This is a genomic window from Nonomuraea sp. NPDC059194 (assembly GCF_042754765.1).
GTDB lineage: Bacteria > Actinomycetota > Actinomycetes > Streptosporangiales > Streptosporangiaceae > Nonomuraea.
In genome coordinates this window covers 70,268-89,718 of record NZ_JBHZBH010000032.1, presented here as the reverse complement: position 1 = coordinate 89,718, position 19,451 = coordinate 70,268, and the positions used below count along the sequence as shown (strand labels likewise).

At 72.0% G+C, this 19,451-nt stretch carries 16 protein-coding genes; 6 read left to right on the top strand and 10 right to left on the bottom strand.

Features of this window, described 5'->3' with window-relative positions; all coding sequences use genetic code 11:
* The first annotated feature begins 4 nt into the window (after nucleotides 1–4).
* The 3 genes from ACFXJ8_RS31840 to ACFXJ8_RS31830 are packed head-to-tail and all read left to right on the top strand — an operon-like array spanning nucleotide 5 to nucleotide 2,231.
* Nucleotides 5–760, top strand: coding sequence for a LamB/YcsF family protein (locus ACFXJ8_RS31840; RefSeq protein ID WP_379647683.1), 756 nt, complete (start codon nucleotides 5–7; stop codon nucleotides 758–760).
* Nucleotides 757–1,374, top strand: a complete 618-nt coding sequence (locus ACFXJ8_RS31835) for an allophanate hydrolase subunit 1 (RefSeq protein WP_379647682.1) — start codon at nucleotides 757–759, stop codon at nucleotides 1,372–1,374. The genes ACFXJ8_RS31840 and ACFXJ8_RS31835 overlap by 4 nt, the downstream gene beginning before the upstream one ends.
* Nucleotides 1,371–2,231 carry a biotin-dependent carboxyltransferase family protein gene (locus tag ACFXJ8_RS31830; protein ID WP_379647681.1) on the top strand — a complete coding sequence of 287 codons (861 nt, stop codon included), beginning with the start codon at nucleotides 1,371–1,373 and terminating at the stop codon, nucleotides 2,229–2,231. The genes ACFXJ8_RS31835 and ACFXJ8_RS31830 overlap by 4 nt, the downstream gene beginning before the upstream one ends.
* Before the next feature lie 167 nt (nucleotides 2,232–2,398).
* On the opposite strand, the gene ACFXJ8_RS31825 is transcribed toward ACFXJ8_RS31830, so the two are convergent.
* From ACFXJ8_RS31825 to ACFXJ8_RS31800, 6 genes are all read right to left on the bottom strand, one after another.
* Nucleotides 2,399–3,493: a winged helix DNA-binding domain-containing protein gene (locus ACFXJ8_RS31825; protein ID WP_379647680.1), complete on the bottom strand. Its 1,095-nt coding sequence runs from the start codon at nucleotides 3,491–3,493 to the stop codon at nucleotides 2,399–2,401.
* 91 nt (nucleotides 3,494–3,584) lie between these two features.
* Entirely contained in the window at nucleotides 3,585–5,288 is a 1,704-nt protein-coding gene (locus ACFXJ8_RS31820) for an ABC transporter family substrate-binding protein (RefSeq protein ID WP_379647679.1), read from the bottom strand.
* Between the two features lie 9 nt (nucleotides 5,289–5,297).
* Nucleotides 5,298–7,346: a dipeptide ABC transporter ATP-binding protein gene (locus tag ACFXJ8_RS31815; RefSeq protein WP_379647678.1), complete on the bottom strand. Its 2,049-nt coding sequence runs from the start codon at nucleotides 7,344–7,346 to the stop codon at nucleotides 5,298–5,300.
* A complete protein-coding gene (locus tag ACFXJ8_RS31810) occupies nucleotides 7,343–8,242 on the bottom strand; it encodes an ABC transporter permease (protein WP_379647677.1) in 900 nt (299 codons plus the stop codon). Before ACFXJ8_RS31810 ends, ACFXJ8_RS31815 begins: the two co-directional genes overlap by 4 nt.
* A gap of 2 nt (nucleotides 8,243–8,244) precedes the next feature.
* Nucleotides 8,245–9,225: an ABC transporter permease gene (locus ACFXJ8_RS31805; RefSeq protein ID WP_379647694.1), complete on the bottom strand. Its 981-nt coding sequence runs from the start codon at nucleotides 9,223–9,225 to the stop codon at nucleotides 8,245–8,247.
* Between the two features lie 89 nt (nucleotides 9,226–9,314).
* A complete protein-coding gene (locus tag ACFXJ8_RS31800) occupies nucleotides 9,315–11,651 on the bottom strand; it encodes an AAA family ATPase (protein WP_379647676.1) in 2,337 nt (778 codons plus the stop codon).
* A gap of 237 nt (nucleotides 11,652–11,888) precedes the next feature.
* On the opposite strand from ACFXJ8_RS31800, the gene ACFXJ8_RS31795 reads away from it, so the two are divergent.
* Together ACFXJ8_RS31795 and ACFXJ8_RS31790 are read left to right on the top strand one after the other, a co-directional pair.
* On the top strand, nucleotides 11,889–13,421 hold the full coding sequence (locus ACFXJ8_RS31795; RefSeq protein WP_379647675.1) for an MFS transporter: 1,533 nt from the start codon (nucleotides 11,889–11,891) through the stop codon (nucleotides 13,419–13,421).
* A 23-nt stretch (nucleotides 13,422–13,444) separates the two neighbouring features.
* On the top strand, nucleotides 13,445–14,257 hold the full coding sequence (locus ACFXJ8_RS31790) for a DoxX family protein (protein WP_379647674.1): 813 nt from the start codon (nucleotides 13,445–13,447) through the stop codon (nucleotides 14,255–14,257).
* Between the two features lie 9 nt (nucleotides 14,258–14,266).
* Here ACFXJ8_RS31790 and ACFXJ8_RS31785 read toward each other — a convergent pair whose 3' ends face one another.
* Both ACFXJ8_RS31785 and ACFXJ8_RS31780 read right to left on the bottom strand, forming a co-directional pair.
* Complete coding sequence (locus ACFXJ8_RS31785; RefSeq protein WP_379647673.1) at nucleotides 14,267–15,208, bottom strand: DMT family transporter; 942 nt, start codon at nucleotides 15,206–15,208, stop codon at nucleotides 14,267–14,269.
* Between the two features lie 69 nt (nucleotides 15,209–15,277).
* On the bottom strand, nucleotides 15,278–16,216 hold the full coding sequence (locus tag ACFXJ8_RS31780; RefSeq protein ID WP_379647672.1) for a methionyl-tRNA formyltransferase: 939 nt from the start codon (nucleotides 16,214–16,216) through the stop codon (nucleotides 15,278–15,280).
* 81 nt (nucleotides 16,217–16,297) lie between these two features.
* On the opposite strand from ACFXJ8_RS31780, the gene ACFXJ8_RS31775 reads away from it, so the two are divergent.
* Nucleotides 16,298–17,572 carry a lysine N(6)-hydroxylase/L-ornithine N(5)-oxygenase family protein gene (locus ACFXJ8_RS31775; protein WP_379647671.1) on the top strand — a complete coding sequence of 425 codons (1,275 nt, stop codon included), beginning with the start codon at nucleotides 16,298–16,300 and terminating at the stop codon, nucleotides 17,570–17,572.
* On the opposite strand, the gene ACFXJ8_RS31770 is transcribed toward ACFXJ8_RS31775, so the two are convergent.
* Nucleotides 17,538–18,380 (bottom strand): ABC transporter ATP-binding protein, encoded by an 843-nt coding sequence (locus tag ACFXJ8_RS31770; RefSeq protein ID WP_379647670.1) that lies wholly within the window; start codon nucleotides 18,378–18,380, stop codon nucleotides 17,538–17,540. The two genes, ACFXJ8_RS31775 and ACFXJ8_RS31770, sit on opposite strands and share 35 nt — an antisense overlap.
* Entirely contained in the window at nucleotides 18,377–19,450 is a 1,074-nt protein-coding gene (locus tag ACFXJ8_RS31765) for a FecCD family ABC transporter permease (protein WP_379647669.1), read from the bottom strand. The genes ACFXJ8_RS31770 and ACFXJ8_RS31765 overlap by 4 nt, the downstream gene beginning before the upstream one ends.
* Between the last annotated feature and the right edge of the window lies 1 nt (nucleotide 19,451).

Below are 19,451 nucleotides of genomic sequence, written 5' to 3'. Positions count from 1 at the left end.
ACCTATGGTGATCGACCTCAACGCTGACCTCGGAGAAGGCTTCGGGATCTGGCGGCTCGGCGACGATCTCGCGCTGCTCGACATCGTCACCTCCGCCAACGTCGCGTGCGGTTTCCACGCCGGCGACCCCGTGACGATCAGGCGCACCTGCGCCGCCGCCGTCGACAGGGGCGTGACGATCGGGGCCCAGGTCTCCTACCGGGACCTGGCCGGTTTCGGGCGCAGGGAGATGGACGTCGAGCCCGAGGAGCTGTGCGCCGAGGTGCTCTACCAGGTGTCCGCCGTCGACGGCATCGCGCGCGCCATGGGCGGCAGGGTCTCCTACGTCAAGCCGCACGGCGCCCTGTACAACCGGGTGGTGCGCGACCCCGTGCAGGCGGCGGCGCTCATCGACGCGGTCCTCGACTACGACGCCACGCTGCCCGTGCTCACCCTGCCGGGCTCACTCGTGCACGCCGCCGCGGCCGAGGCGGGCGTCCCCACCGTCACCGAGGCGTTCGCCGACCGCGCCTACACGCCGTCGGGCACGCTGGTGTCGCGGCGCGAGGAGGGCGCGGTCATCCACGACGCCGACCAGGTGGCCGCGCGGGCGGTGCGCATGGCCGTGGAGGGCACGGTGATCGCGGTCGACGGATCGGTGGTGTCCGTCGGCGCCCGGTCGATGTGCGTCCACGGCGACACCCCCGACGCGGTACGGCTGGCCCGCGCCGTACGCGATGGGCTGCTGGCGGCCGGGGTGGCCATCCAGTCCTTCGCATGAGCGTGATCAGAACCGCGGGCGAGCACGGACTGCTGGTCGAGACGGGGTCGCTGGCGGCCTCCCACCGGCTGGACGCGCTGCTGAGGGCCGAACGGCCCGCGGGCGTCGAGGAGATCGTGCCGGGGCCCGAGACGGTCCTGGTGGTGGCCAGGGGCGAGCAGTCGAGGCTGCGCGCGCACCTGGCGGCGCTGGCCGATCTGGCGTCGGCCGCCGACGATTCCCCCGCGCTGTCGGCGGAGGTCGTCACGATTCCCGTCGTCTATGACGGCGAGGACCTGGCCTCCGTCGCGGACGAGGCCGGGCTGACGGTGCCCGAGGTGATCGCCAGGCACACGGGCACAGAGCTGGTGGTGGGCTGGCTCGGGTTCGCGCCCGGCTTCGCCTACCTGACCGGGCTCGATCCGGCGCTGCACGTGCCGCGCCTGACCACGCCGCGCACCTCGGTGCCCGCCGGGTCGGTGGCGATCGCCGGGCCGTATGCGGCGGTCTATCCCACGGCCTCGCCCGGCGGGTGGCGGCTGCTCGGGCGCACGTCGCTGCGGGTGTGGGACGTCCACGCCGACCCGCCGTCGCTGCTGCCGCCCGGCACCCGCGTACGCTTCGAGGCGACATGATCGAAGTGCTCGCCCCCGGCCCTTACGCGACCGTTCAGGACCTGGGCCGTCCCGGTTACGCCCACCTGGGTGTGCCCCGCTCCGGGGCCGCCGACACCGCCGGTCTGCGCCTGGCCAACCGCCTGGTCGGCAACCCCGAGGGCAGCGCGGGCCTGGAGCTGACGTTCGGCGGCGCGCGGCTGCGCTTTTCTGCGGGCGCCTGGGTCGCCGTCACCGGCGCGCCCTGCCCGCTGGCGTCGTCGTTCGAGGGGGGCGCGCTGGGCATGCGGGCGCCCTTCTGGCTGCCGCCCGGCGCCGACCTGCGGATCGGCCTGCCCGCCTGGGGCCTGCGCACCTACGTGGCCGTGCGCGGCGGGATCGACGTGGAGCCGGTGCTCGGCAGCCGCTCGACCGACTCGCTGTCGGGGCTCGGGCCCGCTCCCCTGCGGGCGGGCACGACGCTGCCCGTGGGCGGCACGAGATCGCTGCCGCCGATCTGCGCGGACCACGCCCCCGCGCCGCCGCTCCCGCCGCCGGTGCTGCGGGTGCTGCCGGGGCCGCGCGACGACTGGTTCGCGCCGGACGCCTTGGACGTCCTGTGTGCGCGGCCGTACGAGGTAAGCCAGGACAGCAACCGGGTCGGCCTACGGCTGCGCGGCGGCGCGCTGAAGTGGGCGCGCCAGGGCGAGCTGCCGAGCGAGGGCGTGGTGACGGGCGCGGTGCAGGTGCCGCCGAGCGGGCAGCCGATCGTCTTCCTCGCCGACCACCCGCCGACCGGCGGCTACCCGGTGATCGGCGTCGTGGCCGCCGCCGACCTGCCGATCGCCGCCCAGGCCCGGCCCGGCGACAGCCTGTCGTTCAGACTCGTCAACCGCTGACCCCCCCAGCCCTCCCCGCCGGGCATTGCCCAGGCCCTCACCCAGCCCGCCGCCAGCCTTTCCCAGACCGTCACCCATCCCTCACCGGCCAGCCTTTTCCCCGGCTCGCGCCCAGCCCTCGCCCGCCTGCGGCTCTCAACCGTTGGCGCTCGCCCGGCCCGAGCGCGTCAGGCGGTCTCCAGAGTGGTCGCGGCGCGCAGCCTGGCGACGGCGTCGGCGAGCGGCTGCTCGGGGACGGGCTCGAACAGCTCCATAACGGGCTCGCCGTTCTTGCCCTCCCACACCCCGGCCACGCGACCCTGGTAGATCACGACAGGTGAGATCCAGCCCGCGGCCCTGCTCACCTTCGCCTTGACCGCGGCCGGGATGAGCGGCTCCAGGTTGCGGGGAGCTCCCAGGATGTACTGATCGAAACCCGGCAGCAGGTGGACCTCACGCGACGGCTCGGCGGCCGCGAGGTCGTCGAGGTGCTCGGTCAGGGCCAGCAGCGGGACGCCGTCGACGTCGACCTCGGTGAGCTCGGGCGCCAGGTCGCGGAACCAGCCCTTGAGCACGGCCTTCCTGGCCACGCCGCCGAACAGCCAGGTGTCGAACATCTCGGGCGTGGCGGGGCCGTGGGCGGCGAGGAAGGCGCGCGCCAGCCGTACCCCCGCCTCCTCGTGGGGCGGGAGCTCGGCGGGCCAGGACGGCACCCACGTGCGGGGTGAGGTGAAGGTCACCCTGCCCTCCCGCGGCGGGCCGTAGCAGAGCTCGCCCAGGCGGGCCAGCGGTTTGAGCAGCGCGCCCCAGCCCGACGTGAGCGCCTCCCGCAGGTGGTCGTCGCCGGTGCCGTCGACGACGGCGTCGACCAGCTCCTCGCGGGTCAGCTGGGCGCCTTCGAGCACCTTGGGCACGACCTCGATGATCGCCTCGGTCTCGGCGGCGGTGACGCCTTGGCCGCGTTGCCACGCGCCCTTCTCCCAGAAGCGCAGCGTGCTGAGCGCCGAACAGTAGTCGGCCAGCTCCTCGGCGGGGACGAGGTGGAGGGTGCCGCGCATGATCCACGTCTTGACCAGCGTGCGATCCCGCCACAGGGCGCGGTCGAGCTCGCCGGGGTCGGGGACGGCGCTGCGGACGGCGACGGCCTGCCTGGTGGAGGAGGCGACCTGGTTCTGCAGGCCGCAGAGCCTGCGGGCGATCTCCACCGCGCCGGGGCCGTCGGCGGCGGCGACGAACTGGCGGCGCAACCGCCAGGCGAGCACGTGGGGCCAGGTCAGATTCACAGGTCCACTTCTACACCGCGCCACCGACACAACCGCCCCGGCGTGCCTCGGAGTGGCACGGGGTCCGGCACGACGGAAGCGGGGAGGCGGGTCAGCCGGTGAAGCCGATGTCCTGGTATCGCAGGTCGTAGAAGCCGCGCGCCCCGAGGTTGGCCAGCGTCGCCTTGGCGGCGACGTTCTGCGGCCGCTGGTAGAGGGGCACGACGTTCACCGCGTCCCAGATGAGCCGGTCGGCCAGGTTGGTCAACTGGCGGGCCTTGGCGACGTCCAGCTCGGCCGTCGCCCGCTGCATCGCCATGTCTATGTCGGGAGATCCGATGCGGCCCAGGTTCGCGTTCCACTGCCGGACGCCCTTGGCGTCTGTCGTGGCGTTGGCGTAGATGCCGTACCCGCTCGACACCGGGTACGGGGTCCCGACATAGGAAAAGGCGGTGAGGTCGTAATTGCCAGGAATGATGTACTTCGTGAAGAAGTCGTCGGCGGGCACCGCCTGCAGCGTCACCTTCACCCCGAGCTGGATCAGCATGTTCTGCACCAGCTCGCCCTCCGACTTGGTCAGCTGCAACCCCGACGGCATGACGAACCGCAGGTTCATCTCCTTGCCGTTCTTGGCGCGCGTCTGGCCTTTGAGCTTCCAGCCCGCCGCGTCGAGTGCCGCCTTGGCCCGCTCCACGTCGTAGGTGCCCAGCGCGCCCGCGTTGTTCTGGTAGCCCTCCTGGGTGTTCATGAAGAAGTGGTTGTCAAGCAGCGTGATCGGCCAGTCGAGGCCCTGCAGGTCGGACTGGGCGATCGCCTGCCTGTTGATCGCCATCGTGAGGGCTCTGCGCACGTTGACGTCGGACAGGATGGCGCTCTCGCCGTTCATCGTGATGTGCCGGAAGTCGGGGCCGGCCGCCTGCCGTACGACGGCTCCCTGGGTGGCCTTGGACCTGGCGTAGTCGGGCGCGGACGGGCCGATATCAAAGGTGTCGATCTCGCCGTTGGTGAAGGCGCCGACCAGCGAGTCGCTCTCCATCGCGCGGAAGATGATCTGGTCGAGCTTGGCGGGTTCGCCCCACCAGGCGGGGTCGCGCACGAGGGTGATCGTCTTGGCGGTCTGGTCGAAGGCCTGGAACTTGAACGGCCCGGCGCTGATCGGGACCTTGTTCAGCCAGGCGGCGTTGAACGCCTGCGCCGAGTCGTTGGTGGACTTGGGGTACAGCGGGGCGAACAACGACTGCCAGTCGCCGAAGTCGTTCTTGAAGGTGATGACGACCTCGTAGTCGTCCCTGCCCCTGGCCACGGACTGGATGTCCTGGTAGCCGGTGGTGGAGGCGACGCGGTAGCCGGTGTTCCCGCCGTTCATCGCCTTCCACTGGGCCTCGTAGTCGCGCCAGGTGACGGCCTTGCCGTCCGACCACTTGGCCTTGGGGTTGAGCGTCAGCGTGACCGCCTGCTTGGGGTCGTTGGCGGTGACCTTGGCGCCGACGAGATAGTCGGGGTTGGGGCTGATGACCGCCTTCTGGTCGCTGCGGAACGGCGAGGGCAGCAGCGCGTCGACGACGACCTTGACGTGGGCGAGGTTGCCGTCGACGTGGTTGAGGTTCCACTGGGCCGGATACTGGTTGATCCCCCAGCGCAGCGTGCCGCCGTCCTTGACCTGGCCGCGTGCGGCGAGGTTGACGTCGAAGGCCTTGACCTCGGCCCCCTGCGGCTGTGGCCCGCTGAGGGCGGTGTCGCCGTCTCCGTTTCCGCAGCCCGTCAGGGCCAGCGCACCTGCCACGGCCATGACCGCGACGAGCCGGGATGTTCTCACGTGTGCCTCCTAGTCGGGTTGTGGGGCGTAGTGGCAGGCCACGCCATGGTCGGGGCCGAGCTGCCTGATCTCGGGCTCGACCGTCGCGCAGGGAATCCGTTGGTCTTCTGTGAGGGTCGCGAACAGGGGGCAGCGGGTGCGGAAGCGGCAGCCGGACGGCGGGCTGGCCGGGCTCGGCAGGTCGCCTTCGAGCAGGATCCGCCGCCTGGAACGTTCCTTGCGCGGGTCGGGCAGCGGGACGGCCGACAGCAGCGCCTGGGTGTAGGGGTGCAGCGGCGTGCCGTAGACCTGCTCGACGCCGCCGATCTCGGCGATCCTGCCGAGGTACATCACGGCGATCCGGTCGGCGATGTGCCGTACGACGGCCAGGTCGTGGGCGACGAACAGGTAGGAGAGCCCGAGCCTGCGCCTGAGGTCGCGCAGCAGGTTGAGCACTCCCGCCTGGATCGACACGTCCAGCGCGGAGACGGGCTCGTCGAGCACGACGAGCCTGGGTTCGAGCGCCAGGGCCCGCGCGATGCCGATGCGCTGGCGCTGGCCGCCGGAGAAGTCCTGCGGGTAGCGGGCCGCGTGGGCGGGGTCGAGGCCGACGAGGTCCAGCAGTTCGCGTACGCGCGGGCCGGGATCGCGCCTGCCGTGGGTGCGCAGCGGCTCGGCGAGGATATCGTGGACGGTCATCCTGGGGTCGAGCGAGGCCAGCGGGTCCTGGAAGACGACCTGCAGGTCGCGCCGCATCGCGGCACGCTCGCGGGCGCCGATGGCCGCCACGTCGCGGCCGAGCACGACGATCCGGCCCTGCTGCGGTCTGGTGAGCTCCAGGATCTGCATGAGCGCGGTCGTCTTGCCCGAGCCGGACTCCCCCACCAGGGCGAGCGTCTCGCCTTCGCGCAGGTCGAAGGTGATGCCGTCGACCGCGTGGACGGTGCCGATCCTGCGCCTGAACACCGCGCCCTTCAGCAGCGGGTAGTGCCTGACCAGGCCGTCGACCTCCAGCACCACCTCACCTCCGCCACGCGGCCCGACGGAAGCGGGCGCGGATGTGGGAGCGGGCGGGGGCGCGGCAGGGGCGGGCGCGGCGGGGGTGGCGAGTTCCCGTGCCCTGATGCAGGCGGCCAGGTGTCCTGGCTCGCCGACGGGCTCAAGCGCGGGCTCGGCGTCCGCGCACGCCTCGACCGCGTGCGGGCAGCGCGGCTGGAAGGGGCAGCCGGGCGGCAGCGCCGCAGCCGACGGCGGCTGCCCCTCGATCGGCACCATCGGCTGGCGTCCGCCGGTGTCGAGCCGCGGGACGGAGGCCAGCAGCCCCATCGTGTACGGCATGCGCGTGCGGTAGTAGACGTCGTCGACCGTACCGACCTCGACGGCCCGGCCCGCGTACATCACCAGCACCCTGTCGGCGAGCCCCGCCACCACCCCCAGGTCGTGCGTGATCATCACGATCGCCGCGCCGGTCTCCCGCCGCGCGGTCTGCAGCACGTCGAGCACCTGCGCCTGGATGGTGACGTCGAGCGCGGTCGTGGGCTCGTCGCAGATGATGACGTCAGGGTCGTTGGCGATGGCCATCGCGATCACCGCGCGCTGCCGCATGCCGCCGGAGAACTCGTGCGGGAACGCCCTGGCCCGGCGGCGCGGGCTGGGGATGCCGACCAGGTCGAGCAGTTCGACGGCCCTGGTTTCGGCCTGCTGCCTGGTGACCTTCTGGTGGATCCTGACCGCCTCGGCGATCTGGTCGCCCACCCGGTAGACGGGGGTGAGGGCCGACAGCGGGTCCTGGAAGACCATGGAGATCGTCCCGCCGCGCAGGCGGGTGAGCGTGCGCTCCCTGGCGCCGAGGAGCTCGTTGCCGTGGACGGTGACCGACCCCGTCACGCGTGCGTGCGCCGGGAGCAGGCCCATCACGGCAAGCGACGTCACCGACTTGCCCGAGCCGGACTCGCCGACGATGCCGAGCACCTCGCCCGCGCCCACCTCGAAGCCGACGCCGCGCACCGCGTGCAGGTCGCCGAAGCGCACGTGGAGGCCGTCGACCCTGAGCACGGGCTTGGGGACGGGCGGCGTCATGAGGCCCTCGCGGAGGTGGGGTCGAAGGCGTCGCGCAGGCTGTCGCCGATGAGGTTGACCGCCAGGACGGTGACCATCAGCAGGCCGGCGGCGAACCAGAACGTCCACGGCGCGAACACGGCCGTCTTGGAGCCGTCGGCGATCAGGCTGCCCAGCGAGACGTCGGGCGGCTGGATGCCGAAGCCGAAGTAGGACAGCGTGGTCTCGGTGAGGATGGCCGCGCTGACGTTGAGCGTGGCGTCGACGATCAGCAGCGACGACAGGTTGGGGATGACGTGCCTGAAGATGATCGTCGGCGCGGGCACGCCCATGTACCTGGCCGCGCTGACGAACTCGCGTTCCTTGAGCGACACCGTCATCCCGCGCACGACCTTCGAGGTGATCATCCAGAGGAAGAGCGCGAGCATGAGGACGAACAGCAGCCACGCGCCGCCCGCGAACAGCGGCGACATGATCGCCAGGATGAGAAAGGCCGGCAGGACGAGCAGCAGGTCGACCACCCACATCAGGACCCTGTCGGTCCAGCCGAGGAAGTAGCCGGCGAACGCGCCGACGACCGCGGCCAGCGCGGTGGCGACGACGGCCACGAGCAGGCCGACGATCAGTGACTTCTGCATGCCGCGCAGCGTCACGGCGAAGACGTCGGCGCCCGTCTGCAGCGTGCCCCAGTAGTGGCGGGCCGAGGGCGGCTGGAGGAAGGCGGTGAAGTCCTTGTCGGTGTAGGTCCACGAGGTCAGGTGGGGCCCGGCGAAGGCCAGCGCGAACATCAGCGCGAGCAGCGCGAAGCCGAGCCGTCCCTGCCGCATCCGGAAGAAGCGTCCCGCCACGACCCTGCCCCTGGAGGGCGCCCTGATCCTGCCGACCTGCTCGGCCTGCTCCTCGTCCGCGATGCTCACCGTCAGGCCACCCTCACCCGCGGGTCGAGCGCCGCGGTCAGCACGTCGGAAAGGAGCGAGGCGGCCAGCACCGACAGCGCGGTCAGGCACGCGATGGCGGCGACGGTGTTGACGTCGCTCCTGTTGATGGAGTCGATGAGCTGCTCGCCGAGGCCGTGCCAGCCGAAGATCTTCTCTGTGATCGTGGCGCCCACCAGCAGCGAGCCGAAGGTGAAGGCGAAGTAGGTGGCGGCGGGGATGAGGGCGGTGCGCAGCGCGTGCCTGGTGAGCGCGGCCCGCCTGGACAGGCCCTTGGCCATCGCGGTGCGGACGAAGTCGGCGCCCAGCACGTCGAGCATCATGTTGCGCTGGTAGCGGCTGAAGGTGGCGATCAGCGGGAGCGACAGCGTGAGCGTCGGCAGCAGCAGGTGCTTGACCCGGTCGACGGCGTGGTCGAGCAGGCCGCCCCGCAGTCCGGGGGTGAACTCCCCGCTCACCTCGAAGACGCGCACGACCGCGTCGTTGAACCACACTCCGGCCAGGATCAGGATGTTGGCCAGCACGACGACCGGCACGGCCAGCGCGACGAACGCCAACGTCGAGCTCACCCTGTCGAACCAGCCGTACTGCCTGACGGCCGCATAGGCGCCCACGGCCACGCCGAGCAGGCTGCCGAACACGACGCCGAGGATGATCAGCCGGAACGTGACGCCCGCGCGCCGGGCCAGGTCCTGGCCGACCGAGTCGCCGTCGACGGTCTTGCCGAAGTCGCCGTGCAGGACGTCACCGGCCCAGGTGAGGTAGCGCTCGAACAGCGGCGTGGCGGGGTTGAGGTTGAGCTCGTCGAGCCTGGCGTCGATCACGGCGGGCGGCAGCGGCGGGTTGCGGCCCTCGTAGTTGGCGCGCGGGTCGAGCGCGGCCGCCGCCAGCAGGTAGGCCAGGCTGGTGGCGACGACGACGAGCACCACGTGGTTGAGCAGCCTGCGCAGCAGGAACAGCGCCATCGTCCCCCCTCCCGACATCCACGGATCGTAGCCATCTTGCTACACCATGTGATCAGAGGGTGACGGCGAAGCGTCAAAGGCAGGTCCGCTCAGCGTCCCGAAAGCTCGTCCCAGGCGGCGTGGACGTCGTCGCCGGTGATGGTGGTCAGCTCCGACTCGCTGGCCGTGTCGCCCAGCGCGGCCAGCCGTACGTCCCTGCGCAGCGCGGCCCGCTCGAACAGGGAGCGGGCGAAGCGCCCGTTGCCCAGCCCGTCGATGCGGCGCTCACCGCAGACCTGGGCGAAGATCATGTCCAGGCCGGCAAGGGCGGCCTCGTCGAAACGGTCGCCCGAGCGCTCGGCCAGCAGGACGGCGATCTCGGCCAGTTCGCGCGGCGCGTAGCTGGGGAAGGCCACCTTCTGGTTGAAGCGGCTGGCCAGGCCGGGGTTGGTGGCCAGGAACCCGTCCATCTCCCGCGCGTATCCGGCCAGGACGACCACGAGCCTGTCGCGGTCGTCCTCGGCCCGCTTCAACAGTGTCTGTACGGCTTCCGCGCCGAAGGCGTCGCCGCCCGCGTAGCCAGGGTTGACCAGGCTGTAGGCCTCGTCAATGAACAGCACGCCGCCCAGCGCCCTGTCGACCAGCTCGTTGGTCTTGATCGCGGTCGCGCCGAGGTGCTGGCCGACCAGGTCGGCGCGCTGCGCCTCGACCACGTCGGGCCTGGCCAGCAGTCCGAGCGCGGCGAAGATGCGGCCGATGACACGGGCGACGGTCGTCTTGCCCGTGCCGGGCGGCCCGACGAAGACGAAGTGCCGCATCTGTGGCGGCGTGGGCAGCCCTCGCTCCTGCCGCATGCGGGCCACCTGGAGCTGGGCGGCGATGGCGTGGACCTGCCGCTTGACGGGTTCGAGCCCGGCCATGCGGTCGAGGTCGGCCAGCGCCTCCTCCAGCGTGGGCGTGGCGGCGTAGCCGCGGAAGCGGGCGGTCAGCTCGTTGAACGCCCTGGTGACGTCGGCGACCGTCGTGGTCGTGAGGTCCGCGGTCGTCGGCGTGCCGCCCGCGCCCACCACCCGCACGTCGCGGGCCTGCGCGGCGGCCTCGACCAGGCTGCGCACGAAGCGCGCGTTGCCGAGCTCGTCGACCAGCCCGCGGCGCTGGACATCCTCGAACAGGCCGAGCAGCGCGGGCCTGGCCTCGGGGGCGAGCCGGTCGCCGCGCCGCTGCTGCAGCAGGCCGGTGATCTCCAGCAGCTCGGCGGGCGAGTAGCTGGGAAAGCGCACCCTGGTGGCGAACCTGGACGACAGGCCGGGGTTGGAGGCCAGGAAGGAGGTCATCTCCTGCTCGTATCCGGCCAGGATGATGATCAGGCGCCCGCGGTCGTCCTCGGCCCGCTTCAGCAGCGTCTGTACGGCTTCCGCGCCGAACCTGTCGGGCTGCCCCTCGGCGGAGTTGATGAGGCTGTAGGCCTCGTCGACGAACAGCACACCGCCGATGGCCCGGTCGACCAGCTCGTTGGTCTTGATCGCGGTCGCGCCGAGGAACTCCCCCACCAGGTCGGCCCGCTGCGCCTCGACCACCTCGGGCGTCTCGAGCAGGCCGAACGCGTAGAAGATCTTGGCGACGGAGCGGGCGACGCTGGTCTTGCCCGTGCCGGGCGGGCCGACGAAGACGAAGTGCCTGGTCGGCCGGTCGGAGAGGTATCCGGCCTCGGCGCGCAGCCGGGAGGCCTCCAGCGAGGCGGCGATGGAGCGCACCTGCTCCTTCACCGGCGCCAGGCCGATCATGCCTTCCAGCTCGGCGAGCGCGTCCTCCACCGAGATCTTCGGCGGCGGGGCGTTCCTGTCGGCCTGCTGCGGATGGCCGGGCTGTGTCTCGCGCGCCCGCACCCTGACGGGCTGCTCCACCTGGTCGGCCCTGGCCTTGCGGGCCTGGAGGAAGCGGTGGACGAGGACGGCGGCGGCCGCGCCGTACGCCACCCACACGGCGGTGCCCTCGGAGACGGGTGACAGCGCGGCGGCCAGCGCCCCCGCGGGGACGAGCGCCATCAGCGTGGTCACCCAGGGCGGCACCCAGCGGATCAGGTGCGCGCCCCCGGCGACGGGGAGTGCGAGCAGCATGAGGAAGGTGGGCGCCATCGACCGTTCGGCGAACAGCGCCATGAACACCGGCAGCAGGCACGCCCAGCCCAGCAGCACGAGGGCGGTGGCGGCGGCGCGGGGGAAGCGCAGGGTGAGCGCGACGAAGCCGAGCAGGACGAGCGTGATCAGGAAGGTCCTGAACAGGTCCCAGCCCATCGCGGCGGCCAGCCCGACGGCTCCGACCAGGACGCCGACGTGCATCACCCTGCGGACGGCGGGGGGAAGGTGGAAATAGCGCAGCCGTACCTGTTCAAACAGATCCCGCGCCGCGGCCCGCCCCGCCGAGCGAGTCCTGTCGGAGTCCCGCATCACGCCTCCCCGGTTCGCCCCCGGTTATACCGCACGGGCGCGGGCCGCGCGCTATACGGCGCGCGGGAAAGTCGCCGTCGGCGCTCCTCACCGCGCCGTTCGAGATGTCGTCGTAGGTCAGGACATAGGGGTGGAGGCACGCCATGTGATCAGTCGATACGGGTGTGCCACGTGCCGGACATCGCCTAAGCTGCGACGCATGTTCCATGACCGAGCCCGAACCGTCATGGACGCCGCATGACGATCCTGCAGAGCGCGCCAGGTGTGCGGCGGGCCGAGAGCGTGCGCGGAGTCAACCGCTGGTCAATCCTGGTCCTGCTCTGCCTCAGCCTGCTGCTCATCACCGTCGACGCCACGGTCCTGCACATCGCCGTCCCCGCGCTGACTGCGGCGCTGGAGCCGTCCTCCGTCGAGCTGCTGTGGATCATCGACGCCTACTCCCTGGTCGTCGCGCCGCTGCTGATCATGTTCGGCACGCTCGGCGATCGCTACGGCCGTAAACGCCTGGTCCTGTGGGGTTACCTGGTCTTCGGCCTGGCCTCGGCGGCCGCCGCGTTCGCGCCGACGCCGCTGACGCTGATCCTGGCCAGAGGCCTGCTCGGGGTGGGCGGCGCGATGATCATGCCGGCCACGCTGTCCATCATCCGCCAGGTCTTCACCGACCGGCGCGAGCGGGCGATCGCCCTCGGGGTCTGGAGCGCGGTGGCCGCCGCGGGCGCGGCCGTCGGCCCGCTGATCGGCGGGCTGCTGGTCGAACACTCCTGGTGGGGCGCGGTCTTCCTGATCAACGTGCCCATCCTGCTGGCGCTGCTGCCCGCCGCCCGGCGCCTGCTGCCCGAGTCGCGCGAGCGGACGAGCCGTCCGTGGGACGCGACCAGCGCCGTCCTGTCCGTGCTCGGCATCCTGGCCGTCGCCTTCGGGCTCAAGGCGGCGGGCTCCGGCCACCTGCCCGCCCTGGCCGCGCTGCCGGTGGGCGCGGGCCTGCTCGTGTGGTTCGTACAGCGTCAGCGCCGCCTGGCCCACCCCCTGCTCGACATCGGGCTCTTCAGGGACAGGGCGTTCGCCACCGGTGTGGCGGGCGTGCTGTTCGGCGTCTTCTCCCTCGTCGGGCTGCAGCTCATGCTTGCCCAATACCTTCAACTCGTCCTCGGCGACAGCCCGCTCGGGGCCGCGCTCAGGATGCTCCCGCTCGTGCTGTCGGCGATCGCCGGAGGTCTGGCCGCCGCGGCGCTGCTGCGCAGGATCGGCATGCGCGCCACGATGAGCGGCGGCCTGGCGCTGGTGGCGGTGTCGCTGACGCCCACGCTGGCGTGGGGGGTGGAGCCCCACTCGTTCGTGCTGGCGGTCTGCTTCGTCGGCATCGGCTTCGGGCTGCAGGTGGCGCTGCTGGCCGCCTCCGACACGATCATGTCGGCCGCGCCGGAGTCCAGGGCGGGCGGCGCGGCCGCGATCGAGGAGACCGCCTACGAGCTCGGCGCGGGCCTCGGGGTCGCGGTCCTCGGCACGATCACCGCGGTCGTCTACGCGCCCGGCGTGCCCACCGTGAGCGGGGTGCCTGCGCAGGCGATGGAGCAGGCGCGGCAGTCGATGGCCGCCGCCGCGCACGTGGCGCGGCAGACCGGCGGCGAGGCGGGGGCCGCGCTGCTGGAGTCGGCGCGATGGGCGTTCGTCCACGCGCTGCACACGACGATCATCGTCAGCGTCGTGCTGCTCGCAGCCACCGCGGCCGCCGTGGCCGTGCTCATCCGACGCGACCGAGGTTTGGAATGACCCGATCAGGTCACAGGAATACCGTGAGACGGACCCTCCACGATCTCGCCACGCTGGCCGCCCGCTTAGGGGTCGGTTCGCTCCTGTTCGCCAACGGCTGGCACAAGCTCGAAGCGGGCCTGACCGCCACCGGCGCGCAGTTCGCGGCGCAGGGCGCCCCCGCGCCAGGCGCGTGGGCCGCGGTCACCATGCTCACCGAGCTGATCGGCGGCGCGCTGCTGGTCGCCGGGCTGTTCACGCCGGTGATGGGGCTGGTGCTGTTCGCCGAGACGCTCGCCGTCTTCCTGGTCGCCAGGCCCCTGAACCCGGTCGACACCAACCTGATCGTGGCGCTGGGCGCGGCCTCGGTCCTGCTGGCCGTGACCGGCGCCGGGCGGATCTCGGCGGACCACCTGGTGGTGATCAGGCGCAGGGAGGCCCAGGCCGCCGACGACTTCGCCGCCGACAACGAGGCCGACGACGTCATCTCCTCCCTGCGCGACCCCGAGGCCTTCCACGAGCCCGGTCCTGGCGACCCGCCCCCTGCCCTGCCGCCGTCGCCGGACCTCGACTCGGGCGCTCGGCCGGTGACGGATGACGAGGGCCGCGGACCGGGCGAAGACGGCGTACCCGCCAAGGACCGTGAGCGGGATGAGGACCGCGGGCCGGGCGAGGACACGGCACCGCATCCGCGGCCCCTCACCTCCGGGTCCGGCCCCTCCACGCCCGCCCCTTCAGACGGCGAGCCTTCCGGGCCGCCGCTGCCGGGTGACACGCTCGTGGCGGGCAGGAAGACCGCAAGCACCGCCAGGAGCGGGCGCGGCCGGACGAAGAAGCCCGCCGACCCGGCCGAGTGAACCCACAGCTCACGCCTTCGTGGGCGCGTCCTCGGGGACGGTGACCGCAGGGGCGCGACCGAGGCGGACCAGTCCCTGGGTCATCGCGATGGCCAGCAGGATCACCAGCGCGCCCACCGGCTGGTTCCACGTGATGCTCTCCCCCAGCACGACCACCCCCGAGACGGCGGCGACCACGGGCAGCAGGTAGGTCACCGTCGAGGTGGTGGTCACCCCCGCCCGTGCCTGCACGCCGTACAGCAGCAGGTAGGCGATGCCGGTGCCGAGAGCGCCGAGGGCGAGCATGCTCCACCAGACCGCGGGCGGCGCGGACAGGTCGACCAGCGCCACTCCTGCCAGCGGGGTGATGACCGCGAGCTGGAGCGTGCCGCTCAGCAGCTGACCCGCCGCCAGGACGACGGGCGCCTCCGTGCGGCGGCCGGTGACGAAGCGGCCGAGGTAGGAGCCGCCGACGCCGTAGCAGAGGGCCGCGCCGAAGCAGGCCAGGCTGCCGCCGAGCTGGCCGCCGTCCATCGGCTGCCACACGCCGAGCACCACCATGACGCCCGCGAAGCCGAGGCCGAGGCCCGCGATCCGGCTCCCGTTCGGCTTGTCCGCGCGCAGCAGCAGCGCGAAGGCGAGCGTGCACAGCGGGGTGGTGGCGTTCCAGATGGCGGCCACGACCGAGGAGACGTACTGCTCGCCGTACGCGAAGAGGGTGAAGGGCAACGTGGTGAGCACCACGGAGGCCACCTGGAAGTGGCCCCACAGGCGGGGGTCGCGCGGCAGCGCCTTGCGGCTGATGGCCAGCGCGACCAGCAGGGTGGCCGCGCCGATGGCCATCCGGCCGAAGGAGACCTGAAGGGGATGCAGGGCGCCGACGGCCACCTTGATGAAGAAGAAGCTGTTGCCCCAGATGAGGGCGAGGAGGAGGAAGGCGGGCAGCCAGCGGCCCACGGAGGTGCTCTTCACGAGGTCATGAGCGTAGTGGCAAGTCTCGCGAAAAATGTAGGGATATATCCCTAATAGTCCTCCCGGGTCTCAGCTGAGGTAGCCGCCCATGGTCCTGAAGACCTCCGTGGCGGGCAGGTCGAGGTCGTCCTCGGTGCGGACCCGCTCGATCACCAGGCCGTGGTTACGGCCCCGGCGGGCGTCGGCGCCGGCGACGATCACGACGCCGTCGCCCTCGCGGATGAACACCCGGCCTGGCGTGCCGCCGTACCTGCCCCGCGAGACCGACGCCTTGAGCACCCTGAGCCGCGCGCCGTTGTAGTGGGTGAACGCGTTGGGGTAGGGGTCGGACTGGGCGCGGACCAGGCGGGCGATCTCTTCGGCGGTCCAGGTCCAGTCGATCCGGCTGTCCTCAATCGCCCGCTTGTGGAAGAAGCTGGCCCTGGAGCGGTCCTGGGGCGTCCAGTCCGTGCGTCCCGAGGCGATGAGATCGAGGGACTCGGCGACGATGGGCCCGATCAGGTCGACCGTACGGTGGAACAGGTCGGTGGCGGTGTCGTCGGGCCCGACGGGCACGGCATGCTGGAGCACGATGTCGCCCGCGTCGAGTTCGGCGTCCATCATGTGCGCGGTGACGCCGACCTCCTTCTCTCCGTTGATGAGCGCCCAGATGATCGGGGAGAACCCGGCGTAGGCGGGCAGCAGCGAGTCGTGCACGTTGAGGGTGCCGTGGCGGGGCAGGGCGAAGATCTCCGGCGGGATCCAGGTGCGCCAGTTGTTGGCCACGATGAGGTCGGGATCGGCCTCCTTGAGCCTGACCATCAACTCCTCGTCGTCGGGACGGTTGCGCAGCAGCACGGGAACGCCGTTGCCCTCGGCGAGGTCGGCGACCGAATCGCTCCAGATCCGTTCGTATGCGTGCTCGCTCTTCGGATGCGTCACGACGAGGGCCACCTCGTGACCCGAGTCCAGCAGCGCTCGCAGTGTGCGGTGGCCCCAGGTCTGGTAGCCGAACATCACGACCCGCATGGCGTCTCCTTGTAGGGGGGATCGGAACGGGTTAGGCTCCCCTTAATTAGGCCAGGCTAACCTAACTGCGAAAGGTCATCAATGCCCTCCTCGGAGCAGCACGTCCACGATCTCGTGGGCATCGGTTTCGGCCCGTCCAACCTCGCGCTGGCGATCGCCTTACGGGAGCACCCTCCGCTCGACGCCGTCTTCTTCGAGAAGCAGCCGGCCTTCGGATGGCATCGCGGCATGCTGATGGAGGGCACGACGATGCAGGTGTCCTTCCTGAAGGATCTGGTCACCATGCGCAACCCGGTCAGCGAGTTCAGCTTTCTGAGCTACCTGCGCGACAAGGACCGGCTCGTCGACTTCATCAACCACAAGACGATGTTCCCCTCGCGGCTGGAGTTCCACGACTACCTCGAGTGGGCCGCGGCCGCCTTCGCCGACCAGGTGGAGTACCGCTCGGAGGTCGTCGCCGTCACCCCCGTCACCGTCGACGGCGTGGTCGACCACCTCGACGTGGTCGTACGGCAGGGCGGCTGCTCCGACGAGCTGACGACCAGGCGGACCAGGAACGTGGTGATCGCCGCCGGCCTGGAGCCCGTGCTGCCGCCCGGCGTGGTGAGCGGCGAGCGCGTCTGGCACAGCGAGGAACTGCTCGACCGGCTCCCGACGCTGCCCGCCCCGCGGCGCGTGGTGGTGGTCGGCGCGGGGCAGAGCGCGGCCGAGGTGACCGACCACCTGCACAGCGCCTTCCCCGAGGCGGAGGTGTGCGCGGTCTTCGCCAAGTACGGCTACACGCCCGCCGACGACAGCTCCTTCGCCAACCGGATCTTCGACCCCGCTGCCGTCGACCACTTCTACACCGCCCCCGACGCCGTCAAGCAGCGCCTGCTGGACTACCACGCCTCCACCAACTACTCGGTGGTCGACCTGGAGCTCATCGACGAGCTCTACCGGCGCCACTACCAGGAGAAGGTGCGCGGCGTGGAGCGGCTGCGGATCCTCAACGCCTCCCGCGTCGTCGAGGTCGCGCGGGGGCCCAGGGTCACGGTGGAGTTCCTGCCGACAGGAGAGCGCACGGTCCTGGACGCCGACCTGCTCGTCTACGCCACCGGCTACCGTCCGGGCGACCCGCTGACGCTGCTGGGCGAGGCGGGCGAGCACTGCCTGCGGCTGCCCGGCGGCGGGCTGCGCATCGAGCGTGACTACCGCGTCGCCACCACGGAGGCGATGCGCTGCGGCGTCTACGTGCAGGGCGCCACCGAGCACACGCACGGCATCACCTCGACGCTGCTGTCGAACACCGCGGTGCGGGTGGGCGAGATCGTGCGCTCGATCACCCGCGAGCGCTCCTACGCGGGCCGGAGCTGACGCCGCCGGCGTGATGGCGGCCGATCGGGATGATCAGCGGGGTCTCGCTGACCGGGTCGGCCGCCACCTGGCAGCGCATGCCGAAGACGTGCTCGACCAGCTCCGCGTCGACCACGTCCGCGGGCGGCCCCTCCGCCACGACCCGGCCGGCCTTCATCGCGATGATGTGGTCGGCGTACCTGCAGGCCTGGTTGAGGTCGTGCAGCACCATGACCACGGTGCGGTCCTGGGTGCGGTTGAGGTCGACGACCAGGTCCAGGACGTCGATCTGGTGCGCCAGGTCGAGGAACGTCGTCGGCTCGTCGAGCAGCAGCACGGGCGTGCCCTGCGCGACCGCCATGGCGATCCACGCCCGCTGCCGCTGGCCGCCGGACAGCTCGTCGAGCGGGCGGTCGGCGTGTTCGAGCATGCCGGTGGCCACCAGTGCCCTGGTGACCGCGTCCTGGTCGGCCGACGACCACTGCCGCCACCAGGTCTGGTGCGGCGACCTGCCCTGCCCGACGAGGTCGGTGACGGTCAGCCCTTCGGGCGCGACGGGCGACTGCGGCAGGATGCCGAGGACCTGGGCCACCTGGCGGGTCGGCATCGTGTGGATGGCGCGGCCGTCGAGGTGGACGGCGCCTTCGCGCGGGGACAGCAGCCTGGCCATGGCCCGCAGCAGGGTGGACTTGCCGCAGGCGTTCGCGCCGATGATGGCGGTGATCCGGCCCGGCGGCACCTCCAGGTCCAGGCCGTCGACCACGATGCGGTCGTCGTAGGCGAGCCTCAGCCCGCTGGCCCGCAGCGACGGGTGCGTCACGTGTTTCATCCTCCAGTGCCCATCCGGTTGGCCCGAGCGAGTTGCCACAGCAGGAACGGCGCGCCGAGCACTCCCGTCACCACCCCGACGGGCAGGACGGACTCGGCCATGAGCCGCTGGCTGATCAGGTCGCCGACCAGGACGATCGCCGCTCCCGTGAGGGCGGCGGCGGTGGCGGGCGGCGCGCTGGTGCGGGCCGTGCGCTGGGCGATCTGGGGCGCGGCCAGCGCGACGAACAGGATCGGTCCCGCGGCGGCGGTGGCGAAGGCGGCGCAGGCCGCGCCGCACAGCAGCAGGGCCAGGCGGACGCGCTGGACGGGGGTGCCGAGCCCGGCGGCCACCTCGTCGCCCAGGCGCAGCGTCCGCTGCAGCCGTACGAGGAGGAGGACCACGGGGAGCAGGACGGCCAGGGCCGCGGCGAGCGGTCCGGCGTGCGCCCATCCCCTGTCGTTGAGGTTGCCGACCAGCCAGCCCAGCACCTTGTGCGCCTGGAAGATCTCGGCCCTGCTCAGCAGGTAGGAGGTGAAACTGACGCACATCCAGCTGACGCCGATGCCCACCAGCACGATCCGGTAGCCGGTGGTGCCGCGTTTCCAGGCCAGCAGGTAGATCGCCAGCCCGGCGCCGATGGCGCCGGCGAGCCCGAGGCCCTGCAGGCCGAGGCCCGTGCCGAGGCCGAGCACGATGCCCGCGGCGACGGCGGCGCCGGCCCCATGGGTGATGCCGATCATGTCGGGGCTGGCCAGGGGGTTGCGGGTGACGGACTGGAAGATGGCGCCGGACAGGCCGAAGGCGGCGCCCGCCAGCAGGCCGACCGCGGCCCTGGGCAGGCGCAGTTCCCAGACGACGAACAGGTCGGCGGGCTCGCCCTCGCCCCACAGCGCGCGCACGACGGCGGCGGGCGAGATCGGGTAGTCGCCCGCGCCCGCGCCCACGGTCAGGCAGAGGGCCGCGAACACGGCCAGGGCGAGCAGGAGCCAGGTCAGCACGAGCCTGGGGCGCAGCACGCCGGAGACCGCGGGCCTGTCGAGGCGGAAGGCCAGGCGGCCGCGGGAGCGGGTCAGGTGCAGTCCGGACATC

Bases quoted from the DNA above. Each gene is read 5' to 3' on its own strand.
- ACFXJ8_RS31815 (WP_379647678.1), bottom strand. From the start codon at position 7,346: ATGACGCCGCCCGTCCCCAAGCCCGTGCTCAGGGTCGACGGCCTCCAC.
- ACFXJ8_RS31840 (WP_379647683.1), top strand. From the start codon at position 5: ATGGTGATCGACCTCAACGCTGACCTCGGAGAAGGCTTCGGGATCTGG.
- ACFXJ8_RS31800 (WP_379647676.1), bottom strand. From the start codon at position 11,651: ATGCGGGACTCCGACAGGACTCGCTCGGCGGGGCGGGCCGCGGCGCGG.
- ACFXJ8_RS31770 (WP_379647670.1), bottom strand. From the start codon at position 18,380: ATGAAACACGTGACGCACCCGTCGCTGCGGGCCAGCGGGCTGAGGCTC.
- ACFXJ8_RS31805 (WP_379647694.1), bottom strand. From the start codon at position 9,225: ATGGCGCTGTTCCTGCTGCGCAGGCTGCTCAACCACGTGGTGCTCGTC.
- ACFXJ8_RS31780 (WP_379647672.1), bottom strand. From the start codon at position 16,216: ATGCGGGTCGTGATGTTCGGCTACCAGACCTGGGGCCACCGCACACTG.
- ACFXJ8_RS31765 (WP_379647669.1), bottom strand. From the start codon at position 19,450: ATGTCCGGACTGCACCTGACCCGCTCCCGCGGCCGCCTGGCCTTCCGC.
- ACFXJ8_RS31835 (WP_379647682.1), top strand. From the start codon at position 757: ATGAGCGTGATCAGAACCGCGGGCGAGCACGGACTGCTGGTCGAGACG.
- ACFXJ8_RS31795 (WP_379647675.1), top strand. From the start codon at position 11,889: ATGACGATCCTGCAGAGCGCGCCAGGTGTGCGGCGGGCCGAGAGCGTG.
- ACFXJ8_RS31775 (WP_379647671.1), top strand. From the start codon at position 16,298: ATGCCCTCCTCGGAGCAGCACGTCCACGATCTCGTGGGCATCGGTTTC.
- ACFXJ8_RS31830 (WP_379647681.1), top strand. From the start codon at position 1,371: ATGATCGAAGTGCTCGCCCCCGGCCCTTACGCGACCGTTCAGGACCTG.